Origin of the sequence: Anaerocolumna xylanovorans DSM 12503 (assembly GCF_900143645.1) — a bacterium.
Classification (GTDB): Bacteria; Bacillota; Clostridia; order Lachnospirales; family Lachnospiraceae; genus Anaerocolumna; species Anaerocolumna xylanovorans.
Genome location: NZ_FRFD01000003.1, coordinates 1,348,901 through 1,363,612, shown reverse-complemented (window position 1 = coordinate 1,363,612; position 14,712 = coordinate 1,348,901). Strand labels below are relative to the sequence as shown.

The 14,712-nt window shown below is 41.0% G+C and carries 16 protein-coding genes; all 16 read left to right on the top strand.

What is annotated here, in order from left to right; translation table 11 throughout:
• The first annotated feature begins 47 nt into the window (after window positions 1–47).
• Complete coding sequence (locus tag BUF11_RS05855) at window positions 48–1,409, top strand: extracellular solute-binding protein (protein ID WP_073587786.1); 1,362 nt, start codon at window positions 48–50, stop codon at window positions 1,407–1,409.
• A gap of 107 nt (window positions 1,410–1,516) precedes the next feature.
• Entirely contained in the window at window positions 1,517–2,401 is an 885-nt protein-coding gene (locus BUF11_RS05850) for a carbohydrate ABC transporter permease (protein WP_073587785.1), read from the top strand.
• Window positions 2,394–3,242 carry a carbohydrate ABC transporter permease gene (locus BUF11_RS05845; RefSeq protein WP_084558472.1) on the top strand — a complete coding sequence of 283 codons (849 nt, stop codon included), beginning with the start codon at window positions 2,394–2,396 and terminating at the stop codon, window positions 3,240–3,242. Before BUF11_RS05850 ends, BUF11_RS05845 begins: the two co-directional genes overlap by 8 nt.
• Window positions 3,243–3,271: 29 nt before the next feature.
• Window positions 3,272–5,413 (top strand): ADP-ribosylglycohydrolase family protein, encoded by a 2,142-nt coding sequence (locus BUF11_RS05840; protein ID WP_073587784.1) that lies wholly within the window; start codon window positions 3,272–3,274, stop codon window positions 5,411–5,413.
• Between the two features lie 74 nt (window positions 5,414–5,487).
• On the top strand, window positions 5,488–6,429 hold the full coding sequence (locus BUF11_RS05835; RefSeq protein WP_073587783.1) for a carbohydrate kinase family protein: 942 nt from the start codon (window positions 5,488–5,490) through the stop codon (window positions 6,427–6,429).
• A 52-nt stretch (window positions 6,430–6,481) separates the two neighbouring features.
• Window positions 6,482–7,468: an ADP-ribosylglycohydrolase family protein gene (locus BUF11_RS05830; RefSeq protein ID WP_073587965.1), complete on the top strand. Its 987-nt coding sequence runs from the start codon at window positions 6,482–6,484 to the stop codon at window positions 7,466–7,468.
• A 275-nt stretch (window positions 7,469–7,743) separates the two neighbouring features.
• Entirely contained in the window at window positions 7,744–8,115 is a 372-nt protein-coding gene (gene ylxM, locus BUF11_RS05825; protein ID WP_073587964.1) for a YlxM family DNA-binding protein, read from the top strand.
• A 60-nt stretch (window positions 8,116–8,175) separates the two neighbouring features.
• Window positions 8,176–9,522 carry a signal recognition particle protein gene (gene ffh, locus BUF11_RS05820; RefSeq protein WP_073587782.1) on the top strand — a complete coding sequence of 449 codons (1,347 nt, stop codon included), beginning with the start codon at window positions 8,176–8,178 and terminating at the stop codon, window positions 9,520–9,522.
• A 73-nt stretch (window positions 9,523–9,595) separates the two neighbouring features.
• Window positions 9,596–9,841, top strand: a complete 246-nt coding sequence (gene rpsP, locus BUF11_RS05815) for a 30S ribosomal protein S16 (RefSeq protein ID WP_073587781.1) — start codon at window positions 9,596–9,598, stop codon at window positions 9,839–9,841.
• A 93-nt stretch (window positions 9,842–9,934) separates the two neighbouring features.
• Window positions 9,935–10,165 (top strand): KH domain-containing protein, encoded by a 231-nt coding sequence (locus BUF11_RS05810; protein WP_033166400.1) that lies wholly within the window; start codon window positions 9,935–9,937, stop codon window positions 10,163–10,165.
• Window positions 10,166–10,308: 143 nt separating this feature from the next.
• Window positions 10,309–10,815, top strand: coding sequence for a ribosome maturation factor RimM (gene rimM, locus BUF11_RS05805; protein WP_073587780.1), 507 nt, complete (start codon window positions 10,309–10,311; stop codon window positions 10,813–10,815).
• A gap of 60 nt (window positions 10,816–10,875) precedes the next feature.
• Window positions 10,876–11,640, top strand: coding sequence for a tRNA (guanosine(37)-N1)-methyltransferase TrmD (gene trmD, locus BUF11_RS05800; protein WP_073587779.1), 765 nt, complete (start codon window positions 10,876–10,878; stop codon window positions 11,638–11,640).
• A gap of 286 nt (window positions 11,641–11,926) precedes the next feature.
• Window positions 11,927–12,274: a 50S ribosomal protein L19 gene (gene rplS, locus BUF11_RS05795; RefSeq protein WP_073587778.1), complete on the top strand. Its 348-nt coding sequence runs from the start codon at window positions 11,927–11,929 to the stop codon at window positions 12,272–12,274.
• Between the two features lie 153 nt (window positions 12,275–12,427).
• Window positions 12,428–13,018, top strand: a complete 591-nt coding sequence (gene lepB / locus BUF11_RS05790; protein ID WP_073587777.1) for a signal peptidase I — start codon at window positions 12,428–12,430, stop codon at window positions 13,016–13,018.
• On the top strand, window positions 13,018–13,905 hold the full coding sequence (ylqF, locus tag BUF11_RS05785; protein ID WP_073587776.1) for a ribosome biogenesis GTPase YlqF: 888 nt from the start codon (window positions 13,018–13,020) through the stop codon (window positions 13,903–13,905). The genes lepB and ylqF overlap by 1 nt, the downstream gene beginning before the upstream one ends.
• A 35-nt stretch (window positions 13,906–13,940) precedes the next feature.
• Entirely contained in the window at window positions 13,941–14,699 is a 759-nt protein-coding gene (locus tag BUF11_RS05780; RefSeq protein WP_073587775.1) for a ribonuclease HII, read from the top strand.
• Window positions 14,700–14,712 lie beyond the last annotated feature (13 nt).

Genomic DNA, 14,712 nt, shown 5'->3' with positions numbered 1-14,712 from the left:
ATGAGGCCTTGAGATTCAAAGAATCTAATATATTAAGGAGGAATATGATGAAAAGTTTAAAAAAGATCTTGTCAATGTGTTTGGTAACAGCAATGATGTGTACAATGGCTGCATGTAGTTCTGGTGGAAATGGAAATCAGTCAGGAGGTGGGAGCGGTACAGCAGATACCGGAAAAAGTAGTAAAGACAAAGAAAAAATAGTTATATCATGCTATCTGGCAGATGATAGTCAGGTGGCTGTAAGGGAAAAGTACATAGACGAACCGCTGAAGAAAGCGTTTCCGGATGTTAATATTGAGATAAAAATGTATAATGACAGGCAGAGCCTTCAGGTAGAGGTTGCAGGCGGAGGAGGGCCGGATATAATGGATTTGGACGGGCCTACGGATGTGGCAGAGTTTGCAAAAGGAAGCAGGGTATTAGAGCTTGGAGATTATGCCGAGAAGTATGGGTGGGCCAATCTGTTCTATGATTGGGCATATAAAAGCTGCTTCTATAATGATAAGCTGTATTCTCTTCCGACATCCTTTGAAGGAATGGTAATGTACTATAATATGGATGTAATGGAGAAAAATGGATGGGAAGTACCTCAAACTGAGGATGAACTGGTGGAATTAATGAAGAAGGTGAAAGAAAAAGATATTATTCCGATAGCTTTCGGTAATTCTAATTATCAGGGCGCTGTAGACTGGCTTTATTCTACTTTTTCAAGCTGTTATGCAGGACCTAAGGCCGTAAAGGCAGCAATGGAAGGAAATGGGAAGTATACGGATGCGGCAATAAAGGATGCATTTCAAACCATGGTAGACTGGTGGAAGAATGGCTGGATTGGAGATAAAGCATCCCAGTCCGTTACAAACGAAGATATGCTTGCCTTTTTTGCAGAAGGAAAGGCTGCTATGATGATTGACGGAACATGGGCTTCCAATCAGCTGTTAGCAACATACCCTGACTGTAACTGGGATTCTGAAATGATGCCTGCAAAAGAAGGAATAGGACCTATTCTGCCATTTGCAACAGGCGGCGGCTATGCAATAAATGCGAATTCAGATAATCCGGACCTGGCAGCTGAAGTTCTAAATTATCTGTTTACTTCTCTTGACAGGCATTACCAGTCCATCAGGGAAGCAGGATATCAGCCGTATCCCTTAAAGGAGTTTGATATCAGCAAACTGGAAGGAATCGATGAGAAGCTTAATAACCAGTACAAACTTTTGATGGATGCACAAACAAATAATCAGATTGGTTATTGCTCCTGGACCTTTTATCCCTCTGATATGAGAGTGTACATGAATGAAAACACAGATGCTTTATTCCTTGAATTATTATCGGTGGACGATTATCTTGCCAAAGCGCAGACTTATATTGATAAAGCCATAACAGATAAGACAATCCCTGTTCTTCCGTAATATGCAGGACTAATTATTCGGGCTGCCGCACAATTAAATAGCTGTATGGATATAATTGTGCGGTGCCTTTATTTGAACAAAGTAGAATCATAACAGGTGGTGACGAAATGAGTTCAGTTAAAAAAAGGCATGTAGTACCATATCTATTTATTATCCCTGCATTTATAATCCACGTATCCATCGTTACGGCGCCGGCATTCAGTACGCTGGTGATGTCTTTATTTGACTGGAACGGAATGGGGAATGCGAAATTTATCGGGATAAAGAACTTTAAAGAGATATTCCAGGATTCTATTGTAAAATTATCTATAATGCATAACATCCAGTGGCTTCTTATATTCATTACAGTTCCTTTGATTCTGGGATTTACTGTAGCAATTATTGTAAGCCAGCTGGGGCGGACCCAGATGTTCTTTCGGACGGTGTATTTTATACCATATATCATATCGGCAGCGGTAGCAGGAAAAATATGGACGGCCTATATGAATCCATATTACGGTTTAAATCAGGTTTTTGACAAATTAGGCTGGGAGGGCCTGGCAAAGGTTTTATGGCTGGGAAATCCCAAAATAGCACTTTACTCAGTTGCCTTTGTGGATAACTGGCATTGGTGGGGATTTATACTGGTGCTCTTTTTGGGGGCGTTGCAGCAGGTGGATTCCACATTATATGAAGCTGCCCGAGTTGATGGAGCCAGCCGTTTTCAGGAACTGCTCCATGTATCGATTCCAGGAATAAAACAAACTATTGCTTTTGTATTAATCATGACTATTATGTGGTCGTTTCTAACCTTTGATTATGTATATATAATGACAAATGGCGGTCCGGCTAATTCTACAGAAATTATGTCTACTTATATTTATAAAAATGCATTTGTGAAATACAGGGCAGGTTATGCAAATGCTCTATGCGTAATTCAAAGCGGTGTTTGTGTGCTTTTATATTTTCTTCAGAAGTATATCAGCAAAAAAGGAGGAATGGAAGATGAGTAATGGAATCAGAAAACGCAAGGGATATCAGATTTCATTTATCATTAAAAGAATATTTTTGCTGCTCATGGCAATATTTGCAGCCGTTCCTCTGATACAGGTATTTTTGAATTCTTTCAGAACGGATAGGGAATGTAAAATCATGCCTCTTGGATTACCGCAAAAATGGGTATTTAATAATTATAAGGATACCTGGCTGATCGGCGGTTATGGGCAAGCTTACTTTAACAGCTTTTTAACGGCATTTATAGTCATTATTGCTGTTCTTGTGGTGGTGGGGTTAGGCGCATATGCAATCAGTAAGCTGAATTTTCGATTGAAGGGCTTTTTTACAGCTTATTTCTTTGTAGCGATTTCATTGCCTGGATTCCTCTATATAGTACCGGATTATTTTGTCATGAATAAAATGGGGCTGGTAGACACAAGATGGAGCCTTATTATTGTCTATACGGCCATGCAGATACCATTTAACATGCTTTTGCTTCGGACCTTTCTGGCAGGAATTCCAAGGGAGCTGGAGGAAGCCGCTAAGATAGACGGATGCAGCGAGCTGGACAGTTTACTGAAAATAACGCTGCCAATTGCAAGGTCCATGTTTCTTACAATAGCAATTCTGGTATTTGTCAGTGTATGGAATGAATTTCTCTGGTCTAATACCTTTATAACAACAGAAAGTCTTAAACTGGTTGCAACGCGTTTTGTAAAATTCACAGGGGAATATGGATCAAATATGGCAAGAATTTATACGGCCAGTGTAATTACAATTGCTCCGGTTATTGCATTATATTTATTTTTAAGCAGAAAATTTATCGAAGGTATGACCAGCGGAAGTGTAAAAGGTTAACTAGGCAGAAAGAAAGGAGTGAAAAATATATGAAAACAGAATATATCGAGGGGATATACGCCGGCTGGCTGGCAAAAATAATCGGGATTCGTCTTGGAGCGCCCATTGAAGGATGGACTTATGATAAAATAAAGAATATATATGGCGAAATGGAGGGTTATCCGGTAGATTACCGGGACTTTGCAGCAGACGACGACAGCAATGTGCCCCTTTTCTTTTTAAGAGCTTTAGAAGACGGACGGAATGGATTTGACTTAAAGGCCCAGGATGTAGCAGATGCACTGCTAAACTATGCTCCTTTTGAACATGGATTTTTCTGGTGGGGCGGTTATGGCACTTCTACAGAACATACGGCGTACTTAAACATCAGAAATGGAATACCGGCTCCAAGAAGCGGCAGTATTGAGCAAAATGGAAGTGCCGTTGCAGAACAAATCGGCGGACAGATATTCATTGATACATGGGGACTGGTAGCTCCCGGAAATACCGACCTGGCAGCAAAATATGCCAGAGAGGCAGCAAGTGTAACACATGGCGGCAATGGCATATACGGCGGCATTTTTGTAGCTGTTTGTATCAGTGCTGCTTTTGAAGAAAAAGATATTAAAAAAATTATTCAAAAAGGACTTTCTTATATTCCGGAGGATTGTGAATATGCAAGAGTTGTACAGGCGGTTATGGAATACTATGAGAACCATCCTGCTGATTGGAGAGAGTGCTTCAGGTACATTTATGAAAACTTCGGATATGACAGATATCCGGGAAACTGCCACATTATTCCTAATATAGCAGTGATGATTCTGGCACTTTTATATGGTGAAGGTGATTTTTCGAAAACCTTGACTATTTGTAATATGTGTGGGTGGGATACTGACTGTAATGTTGGAAATGTGGCTACTATTATGGGCGTAAGAAATGGTTTGAATGGGATTCCGTATGAAAAGTGGAGGAAGCCTGTTCATGATTTCCTGGTATGCTCCAGTGTCATTGGTTCGTTGAATATTATGGATATTCCTTTTGGAGCATCCTATATTGCGAAACTGGCATATGCTATAGCCGGGGAAGAAATACCGGAACCATGGAACACGATTATAATGAAAAAGATAGACAGCTGCCATTTTGAATATCCTGGTTCTACCCATTCTATCCGTGTACGCACAGACGGATTAGATGTAAGAGCGCGCAGGGAAAGGGAATGGGAAGTAACAAATACGGAAGAAACAGCGTATACAGGCTTAAGAGCTTTAAAATTTACAGTTAAGCCGATGGAACCTGGAGAAAATATATATGTATATAAAAAGACATATTATGAACCGGCTGATTTTCATGACAGCAGGTATGACCCCTGCTTTTCGCCGGTAATATATCCGGGACAGGTACTCCATGGAAGTGCATACCTGCCGGAATACAGCTGTGAAGCAGCTGTGAGCCTTTATGTGCTGGAGGCTCATTCCGGTACTATATACGAAGGGGAGAAAATTGAACTGGTGAAAGGACAATGGAAAGAGCTTTCTTTTCAAATCCCCTGTCTGGAAGGCGGACTAATAAAGGAAGCAGGGCTATGCTTTCATGTACACGGTACCCATACCCAGGTATTTGATTTTACAGGAATCATTGATGATTTATATGCGGATGGCAAGCCGGCATATTCTATTGAGTTCACGAAGGAAAAAGAAGAATTCTGGACAGGACTGCATAGAGAAATCAGCCAGTTTACAAGACTAAAAGGTCTTATGTATCTTAAACAGGGACAATTGCACATCTCCTGTGCCGACTTTGGAGAAGCTTATACAGGAAAATATGACTGGGACAATTATAGCGCAGGCTTTTTCTTAACACCCCTTACCGGACAGCACCACATGGTAAATGTAAGAGTTCAGGGGGCCATACGTTCCTATGCAGTGGGCCTTCTTCCGGAAGGCAAGGCAGCCATTCTTAAAAATGAAAATGGATACCGTATTCTTACGGAAACTGAATTTGAATGGAAGCAGCAGGAGGAATATAAGATACAGGTAGTGGTTTTGGGGAACCGGATTGAAGCCAGAATAAACGACAAATGCATATTAGTGGCTGAAGATGAAGATGCTCCATACTTAAAGGGAGGCATTGGGGTTTCCGTACAAAACGGAAGCCATACCCGGTATAGAAGAATAACAATAGCAGAAAAATAGGTCAATTTACTGGCGGGCAGGGTAGGAATATTCTGTCCGCTTTTTGAAAACAAAAAAGAAAGGAAGAATATCCTATGGAAAAAATAATAGATGTATGCGGATTGGGAACGCTGGCAATGGATGTTTTAATGAAAGTGGATATGCTGCCAAAAGAAGATGGCTTTTGTCTGGTGAGAAGCAATAGTAAGCAGCCGGGAGGAAGCGGGACAAATGTTATTGTCCAGCTGTCACGCCTTACGGCAAAATGCGGTTACATTGGTGCTGTGGGGGATGATGACCTTGGAAAAGAGGTTCTAAAAAGTCTGGAAGCGGAAAAAGTAAGCACAGCGGATATGATTATAAAGGAAGGAAAAACAACCCTTCATACGGAAATAGTAATAGACGATGCAGGACGAAAATTTATAATGCTTAATATGGGAGACGCATTTTTAGAACTTTCGGCGGAAGAGATTAATATCCAGTCCATTAAGAGAGCAAGAGTATTTTACACGGATTTTCTTCCGAAAGAAGCGGCCCTTATGGCATTGAAGGCTGCGAAAGAGGCTGATGCAAAAACAGTATTCAATATGCAGGCAGGTCTTGAAACCATGGAAGGATTAAAGGTTACCAAAAATGAGATATTAGATGCCTTGCAATATGTGGATGTTTTTGCGCCCTGCAGAGAAGGGCTGTACGGGCTTACCGGAACAACGAACCTGGAAGAATGTGCCGGATTCCTAAGGCATTATTGCAAAGGAATTCTTTTGTTTACTCTTGGTAAAGAAGGTTCGGTTGCATATGATGAACAGGGAAAAGCATACTATGCTTCCATCTATCCGGTTGATGCCATTGATACGACCGGAGCAGGTGATTCTTACATAGGAGCCTTCCTATATCAATATTGCCTGAAAAATGAGACAATACAAGAGTCAATGGAATTTGCTGCGCTATGTGCCGGATATACCTGTACCGGAATCGGAGCAAGACACACACCAACACTTGAAGAGGCTATAAATATGAAAGCAAATATCCGCTAAGAAGTTTTGATATTCACGAAAGGAGCTTGTTATTATGGAAGGGGGACCAGAAATGATAAAGAGAGTTAAGGGAGCATTGATAGGAGTGGCCTATGGAGATGCTTTTGGAATGCCTGCTGAAATGTGGCCGCCGGAAAAAATCAGAGAAAAGTTCGGAAAGATCGAAAAGTTTCTTCCCGGACATCCGGAAAATTCTATTTCAGCCGGGTTAAAAAGGGGAGAAGTAACCGATGACACGATAAATACTATTCTTGTAATTGAAATGCTGGCAGAAAACCAGGGGAGAGTAGATGCGAAACTGTTTATTCAAAAGCTTAAAAAATGGATAAAAGAATCGTCCAAAAGCCAGGCAGTAGTTGGGCCAAGTACTGCCAAGGCTATAGAGCTTCTGGAAAAGGGAGTGCCAATGGAGGAAACCGGAAAAATGGGAGTAACAAACGGGGCTGCAATGAAAATACTTCCGATCGGTCTTAAGGCAGGGATTACGGACGGTGGCATAGAGGAAGAAAGATTAATAAAAGAGGTTGTAAAGCTTTGCATGCCAACACATTATACCTCTCCTGCCATAAGTGCGGCAGTTGCTATTGCCGCCGGAGGTGCCATTGCAGTTCATGGAGAACGTAATATCGGCAATATATATGAGTATATGAAAAAAATGGCCGAAAAAGGAAGGCATTATGGGAATTCAACGGGAGAGCCTTCCATAACAGCCAGAATGGAGATGGGAAAATATTTTGCAGATAATTTTTCTGTTGCGGAAGCATTAAAAAACATATATAACTATATTGGGACGGGGATATCGTCAACAGAAAGTATTCCCGCGGCGGCAGCACTGTTCTATCTGGCAAAGGGAAATCCGCTGCTGTGTGCTGAATATGCTGCGAACATAGGAGGAGATACAGACACGATAGGAGCGATGGCCTGCGGAATCAGCGGGGCTTATTCCAGTGATGGAAGTTTTGGACAGGATATCATAAGTATGCTTGAAAGTGTAAATGAAATATCCTTCGATGCCTTGACTGATTTGCTGATGCAGTAATTTTGTATGCCTTAAGTACTTACCGGAAGGGATTTTAATAAAAAATTCTTGACAAACATATCATAATCAGATATACTACCACCTGTAAAGAAAAAAACTTTACAGGTGGTGTTAATGTGAAAAATAAAAAGCATTTTTCACTTTCTATCTGGGCAGTTTCGCAAGTAAACTTGCGAAATGCATGGGTGTTAATGTGAAAAATAGAAAGCAATTTTCACTTCTTATTTATGGCAGTAAAACATCTGCCAGCAGATGTTTTATGCATGGGTGTTTTTATGGATAATACAGATATCAGCCAGAAGCTGCAGGAAAAAGTATATTTATCACTTCTCTATGATTTTTACGGAGAGCTGTTAAAAAACCATAATAAACAGATATTTGAGGATTATATCTTAAATGATCTTTCCCTGGGAGAGATTGCACAGGAGCAGGGAATCAGCAGGCAAGGGGTATATGACATTGTTAAGAGATGTTCGAAGCACCTTACGGATTATGAAGAAAAGCTTGGACTGATTCATAAATTTGAGACTACCAGGCAGATGGCAGAAGAGATACACAGTCTGGCTGCAGAGTTAAAAACGGAATACAGGGAAGATACCCTTGAAAAGGTTCTTGCCCTTTCAAGAAATATGATAGAAGTGCTATAGTAAACAATCTGATTTTGGACTATGAAAATCTGGAGATGAATGTAAGCAGGAGGTTCCCGGATGGCATTTGACAGCCTTTCTGAAAAATTACAAAACGTATTTAAGAACCTTAGAGGCAAGGGACGCTTAAGCGAAGCGGATGTTGCCACCGCGTTAAAGGAAGTTAAGATGGCTTTGTTAGAAGCTGATGTTAACTTTAAGGTGGTTAAGAACTTTATCAAGACCGTTCAGGAGCGTGCCGTAGGGCAGGATGTTATGTCAAGCCTTACTCCCGGACAGATGGTTATTAAGATAGTAAACGAAGAGATGGTAAATCTCATGGGCTCCGAGACTACGGAAATTTCTTTTAAGCCCGGTAATGAAATTACGGTTATTATGATGTGCGGTTTACAAGGTGCCGGTAAAACGACTACCACGGCAAAGCTCGCCGGAAAGTTTAAGGCAAAGGGCAAGAGACCTCTTTTAGCTGCCTGTGATATCTACCGTCCGGCTGCTATCGAGCAGTTAAGGATAAACGGCGATAAGCAGGGAGTACCTGTTTTCTCCATGGGAGATAAACATAAGCCCGTTAATATTGCAAAGGCTGCCTTAGAGCATGCCAGGAGCAATAATATGAATGTGGTAATCCTGGATACCGCAGGACGTCTTCATATTGATGAAGACATGATGAATGAGCTCATTGAGATCAAAGAGAATATACAGGTTCACCAGACCATTCTGGTAGTCGATTCCATGACTGGTCAGGATGCTGTCAATGTAGCAGAGCATTTCCAGAATAAAATTGGTATTGACGGTGTTATTCTTACCAAGCTTGACGGTGATACCAGAGGCGGTGCAGCACTTTCTATCAGGGCAGTAACAGGGCGCCCCATTCTCTATGCAGGTATGGGAGAGAAACTATCAGATTTAGAGCAGTTTTACCCTGACCGTATGGCTTCCAGAATCCTTGGCATGGGAGATATCCTGACACTGATAGATAAAGCCCAGGCAGATTTTGATGAGGAAAAAGCCAAACAGCTGGAAAAGAAGTTAAAAAAAGCGGAATTTGACTTTAATGACTATCTGGATCAGTTACAGCAGATTAAAAAAATGGGCGGTATCAATGATATCCTTAAGATGATGCCCGGTATGGGAAGCCAGTTAAAAGACGTTGAAGTTGATGATGATGCATTCGGCGGAGTGGAGGCCATTATTTATTCCATGACAAAGGCGGAAAGAGCGAATCCCGATATTTTAAATCCTTCCAGAAAAAAGAGGATTGCCCTGGGAGCAGGCGTTGACATCAGCGAAGTAAACAAGGTAGTAAAGCAATTTGACCAGATGAAAAAGATGATGAAGCAGATGTCCGGTATGATGGGCTCTAAGGGTATGAAAAAAGGCAAATTTAAGATGCCCTTTGGATTTTAGGTTGTCAGGTTATAAATACATTATAACTTTTCAATAAATAGATATTTATTTGAGATTTTAAGGAGGTGAAATCATGGCAGTTAAGATCAGATTAAGAAGAATGGGTCAAAAAAAGGCTCCTTTCTATAGAATCGTTGTTTCAGATTCCAGATCCCCGAGAGATGGAAGATTTATCGAAGAACTCGGTACTTATGATCCTACGAAAGAACCCAATGCTTTTAAGATTAACGAGGAAGCAGCGAAGAAGTGGTTACAAAACGGTGCCCAGCCTACTGATACAGTTGGCAATTTATTTAAAAAAGCAGGAATTACAAAATAATTTTCTGTTTGACATTTTTAAGGAATGATGGCGTATTGCCGTAAATTCCGATTTATGGTAAAGTAAGTCATATTCCATTGGAGGTGTAGGGTAATGAAAGAATTAGTAAAAGTAATTGCTACATCACTCGTTGATCACCCTGAAGAAGTTGTTGTAACAGAAAAGGAAACCGACCAGTCCATTATTGTGGAGTTAAAGGTTGCACCTGAGGACATGGGGAAGGTCATCGGCAAACAAGGCCGAATTGCAAAATCCATTCGTACCGTTGTAAAAGCAGCAGCTGCTAAGGATGACAAAAAGGTAGTTGTTGAAATACTTCAATAATGATCATAAACCTTTAAAGGACCCTGTCTGGAATAGGTGAATAGAAAGAACCTTCCGGAAAACAGTTATTTTCCGGAGAATTCTTTCCGTATCCTAACTGTCATGGGTTCTTATTTTTGATGTCAGATACAAAAGGAGTTTTGATGGAAAACTATTTAAGAGTTGGAATAATAACAGCTACCCATGGGATAAAAGGGGAAGTAAAAGTATACCCCACAACAGACGATGTGGGGCGTTTTAAGCAGTTAAAACAGGTGTTTTTAAGCATGGGTAAAGAATATATGGAACTTGAAATAGAAGGGGTAAAATTCTTTAAGCAATGGGCTATCCTGAAGTTCAAGGGAATTGATAATATAAATGATATTGAGAAATATAAAGGGCATGATCTCTGGGTTTCAAGAGAAAATGCAGTGGAGCTTGCAGAGGATGAATATTTTATCTGCGACATTATAGGCTCCCTGGTGGTTACGGAAGAAGGAGAGGAGCTTGGCACCTTGACGGACGTAATGGCAACCGGTGCTAATGATGTCTATGTGGTAACCAGAAAGGACGGAGGTGAAATCCTCCTGCCTTCCATTAAGGAGTGCATCAAAGAAGTGGATGCAGAAAATAAGCGGATACTGGTACATCTGATGCCGGGTCTGCTATAGATTAGGACTGGAATCAACATAAAAACTTAAAATGCAGAATATACCGAAAGGCCGTAACAAATGAATTTTCACGTACTGACTTTATTTCCTGAAATGATAAGACAGGGTTTGTCTGCCAGTATCACCGGAAGGGCACTGGAAAAAGGAATCCTGCAATTAAATACAGTGGATATCAGAGATTTTTCGGAAAACAAACATAACCGGGTGGATGATTACCCTTATGGCGGAGGAGCCGGCATGGTTATGGCTCCCGGGCCTGTAGTGAGGGCATACCGTTCTGTGAAAGAGCGGATAGAAGCAGAAGATAAGAAGACTACAAGAGTCATCTATCTCACTCCTCAGGGAAAGGTGTTTGATCAGTCTATGGCAGAGGAATTATCCAAGGAAGAGAATCTCATTTTTCTGTGCGGTCATTATGAGGGAATTGATGAGCGGGCCTTGGAAATGATTGTGACAGACAATATTTCTATTGGGGATTATGTATTAACCGGCGGGGAAATTCCTGCTATGGTTATGATAGACGCTATCAGCAGACTGGTGCCTGGGGTGCTGAATAACGAAACCTCGGCAGAGTTTGAGACCTTTCAGGATAACCTGTTAGAATATCCCCAGTATACCAGACCGGAAGAATTTGAAGGGAAAAAGGTACCGGAGGTTCTTTTATCCGGCCATCATGCCAAAATTGAAGAATGGCGAAGGGAGCAGTCCCTCCTAAGAACCTTAAAAAACCGGCCGGATATGCTTAAAAAGGCAGTGCTGACAGAAAAGGAAAAGCGTTTCCTTCATACACTGGAGCAGAAAACGGACAGATTGGACGAGGCATAGACACAAATGTCTATTGACTATTATGGTAGTCGAGGATATACTTATAAATGGGTGCACGGGTACGAGGGGGGTATAATCTTATAGAGGTTGTATTACATCTGTGCACCTTTTTAAATTAAACGAAAGTTATCTTATGAAATTACTTGCATTTTTTATATTGGCATGTTATAGTAAGATGTTGTGAGATGGGATGGTCCTCTGATACAACGCCCTTTGACGGATTTGTACAAGCAGATTTCTGTGAGGCAAGGTATTAAGAACATCGAATTTAAAGGAGGTCACAAAAATGAATAATATTATTAAAGAAATCGAAGCTGCACAGCTTAAGAGTGAAATCACAGATTTCAACGTAGGCGATACTGTAAAAGTATACGCAAAAGTAAAAGAAGGTAACCGCGAAAGAACACAGGTTTTTGAGGGTACTGTTTTAAAGAGACAGAACGGCGGTGCAAGAGAAACATTTACCGTAAGAAAGTCTTCTAATGGTATTGGCGTTGAAAAGACTTGGCCCCTGCATTCCCCCAGTGTTGAAAAGATCGAAGTTATCAGACATGGTAAGGTTAGAAGAGCTAAGTTGAATTATTTACGTGGTAGAGTAGGTAAGAAAGCTAAAGTTAAAGAAATCGTAAAATAATAGCACGTGACCAAAAACGGGAAGGGACAACTACTTATGGTATTGTCCCTTTTATTATCCGTGTATGCGGTAAAACACGTTTTATTTGAGCAGTATCGCAGATTGCGGGCAATCTGCTGTCAAGCCTGCGATATGCATGGGAGTAGTTGAAAAATGAGATATGATTTTGAAAAAGAGGATAAGGGTCCTGTTGTAAAAAAGGTAATTCTATCTTTGATCATATGGTTTGCAGAGATTGCTGCCGTGGTTGGTCTGGCCTATTTTATAGCCAACTATGCGCTGGAAAAGACGGTCATGCCGGGAGATTCCATGGAAAAGACGCTGATGGACCAGGATAAGATAATAATTAATAAATTTTCCTATGTCTTTCATCAGCCCAGGCGTTTTGACGTTATCGTGTTTAAGCAATCCGATAAAGAGCACAGTTATTTGAATGTTAAAAGGATCATTGGACTGCCTGGTGAAACAGTACAGATAAAGGAAGGCAAGATCTACATTAACGGTGAACCGTTAACGGAGAAGATTGTAAACGATCCGATTGAAAACCCCGGCTTGGCAGAAGAGGAAATCAAGCTGGATGAGAATGAATTTTTTGTTTTAGGAGATAACCGAAACAACAGCGAAGACAGCCGTTTTGCGAATGTCGGAAACATCGTTTCGGGAGATATACTGGGCAAAGCCTGGATCAGACAGAATGGTTTTGCTTTTATTAATAAATTAAACATTGCAAAGGAGGAGGAGTAATGCATTTTCAATGGTATCCCGGTCATATGTCCAAAGCAAAACGTATGATGCAGGAAGATATGAAGTTAATCGATGTAGTCATCGAATTAGTGGATGCACGTATTCCACTTAGCAGCAGGAATCCGGATATTAATCAGATGGCAGGGAGTAAATCCAGGGTCATTCTGTTGAATAAATCTGATCTGGCAGATGACAGCCAGAACCTGAAATGGAAGGAATACTTTGAAAACCAGGGATATATTGCGGTTTTGGTAAATTCAAAGAAGGGGGATGGAATCCGCAGAGTAAATGATGCGGTAATAGAGGCCTGTAAAGCAAAGATAGAAAGAGACAGAAAGAGGGGAATCCTGAACAGACCCCTGCGTGCAATGGTAGTTGGTATACCCAATGTTGGTAAATCTACCTTTATTAACAGTATTTCCGGTAAGGCTGCGGCCAAAACCGGCAACAAGCCAGGTGTAACAAAAGGAAAGCAATGGATTAAGTTAAATAAATCCATTGAACTTCTTGATACCCCCGGTATTCTCTGGCCGAAGTTTGAGGATCAGAAGGTAGGCCTTCATCTGGCACTTATTGGTTCTATTAGGGAAGAAATCTTAAACAGTTATGATTTAAGCATTTCATTGATTAAATTTCTTATACAGAATTATAAAGGAGCGCTTACAGAGCGCTACGGAATTACAGAAAGTGATACACCGGAAGAAAACCTGACTGAGATAGCAAAGAAGAGGGCCTGCCTGTTAAAGGGCGGGGAATTGGACCTTGAAAGGGCCTCAAGTTTTATTATAGATGATTTCCGAAATGCCAAGCTTGGCAAGGTGACTTTGGAATTTCCTGCAGAGCAGGTAAGGGAAGAGGATGCCTTAAATATACCAACAGATAACTAAAGTTTATAGCAAGATAAAAATAGCGGAGAAACTACATGGAGAAGAGCATACAGGCAATAAAAGAAGAATTTCTGCTGGCGAAGGAAGAGGAAATAGCCGATATTATTATAAAGTATCAGGAAGATACCAGAACAGGCGTAAAAAGCCTGATTGACAGATATCAGAAGAAACAAAAGGCAATAGAGGCGGAAAAGATACGAATATACGAGATGACTTCTTTTGAAAGAAAGTATGGGGAATATTCTTATATCTGTGGCATTGACGAGGTTGGCAGAGGTCCCTTAGCCGGTCCGGTTATGGCGGCTGCCGTTATCCTGCCAAAGAATTGTGATATCCTATACATTAACGATTCCAAACAGTTATCGGAAAAGATGAGAGAAAAACTTTACGATGAGATTATGGAGAAGGCTCTTTATGTAGGTGTCGGTTCCGTACCTCCGGGGAAAATTGATGAAATTAATATTCTTCAGGCAACCTATGAAGCCATGCGTCAGGCGATAGGTAATCTAGGTATGACCCCCGATATATTGCTTAATGATGCCGTAACCATACCGAAAGTTGCCATTAAGCAGGTACCGATTATCAAAGGGGATGCCAAGAGTGTTTCCATAGCCGCTGCAAGTATCGTTGCAAAGGTTACCAGAGACCGCATTATGACAGCCTATGACAAGCTTTTTCCTGCTTATGGCTTTGCTTCCAATAAAGGCTATGGTTCAGCAGAACACATAGAAACCTTGAAAAAATACGGGCCGACTTTGCTTCACAGAAGAAGCTTCATAAAGAACTTTTTATAAATTGGTGTTAGTC

Bases quoted from the DNA above. Each gene is read 5' to 3' on its own strand.
- BUF11_RS05780 (WP_073587775.1), top strand. From the start codon at position 13,941: ATGGAGAAGAGCATACAGGCAATAAAAGAAGAATTTCTGCTGGCGAAG.
- BUF11_RS05855 (WP_073587786.1), top strand. From the start codon at position 48: ATGAAAAGTTTAAAAAAGATCTTGTCAATGTGTTTGGTAACAGCAATG.
- BUF11_RS05845 (WP_084558472.1), top strand. From the start codon at position 2,394: ATGAGTAATGGAATCAGAAAACGCAAGGGATATCAGATTTCATTTATC.
- BUF11_RS05835 (WP_073587783.1), top strand. From the start codon at position 5,488: ATGGAAAAAATAATAGATGTATGCGGATTGGGAACGCTGGCAATGGAT.
- rplS (WP_073587778.1), top strand. From the start codon at position 11,927: ATGAATAATATTATTAAAGAAATCGAAGCTGCACAGCTTAAGAGTGAA.
- BUF11_RS05850 (WP_073587785.1), top strand. From the start codon at position 1,517: ATGAGTTCAGTTAAAAAAAGGCATGTAGTACCATATCTATTTATTATC.
- rpsP (WP_073587781.1), top strand. From the start codon at position 9,596: ATGGCAGTTAAGATCAGATTAAGAAGAATGGGTCAAAAAAAGGCTCCT.
- ylxM (WP_073587964.1), top strand. From the start codon at position 7,744: ATGGATAATACAGATATCAGCCAGAAGCTGCAGGAAAAAGTATATTTA.
- lepB (WP_073587777.1), top strand. From the start codon at position 12,428: ATGAGATATGATTTTGAAAAAGAGGATAAGGGTCCTGTTGTAAAAAAG.
- BUF11_RS05840 (WP_073587784.1), top strand. From the start codon at position 3,272: ATGAAAACAGAATATATCGAGGGGATATACGCCGGCTGGCTGGCAAAA.
- ffh (WP_073587782.1), top strand. From the start codon at position 8,176: ATGGCATTTGACAGCCTTTCTGAAAAATTACAAAACGTATTTAAGAAC.
- BUF11_RS05810 (WP_033166400.1), top strand. From the start codon at position 9,935: ATGAAAGAATTAGTAAAAGTAATTGCTACATCACTCGTTGATCACCCT.
- rimM (WP_073587780.1), top strand. From the start codon at position 10,309: ATGGAAAACTATTTAAGAGTTGGAATAATAACAGCTACCCATGGGATA.
- BUF11_RS05830 (WP_073587965.1), top strand. From the start codon at position 6,482: ATGATAAAGAGAGTTAAGGGAGCATTGATAGGAGTGGCCTATGGAGAT.
- ylqF (WP_073587776.1), top strand. From the start codon at position 13,018: ATGCATTTTCAATGGTATCCCGGTCATATGTCCAAAGCAAAACGTATG.
- trmD (WP_073587779.1), top strand. From the start codon at position 10,876: ATGAATTTTCACGTACTGACTTTATTTCCTGAAATGATAAGACAGGGT.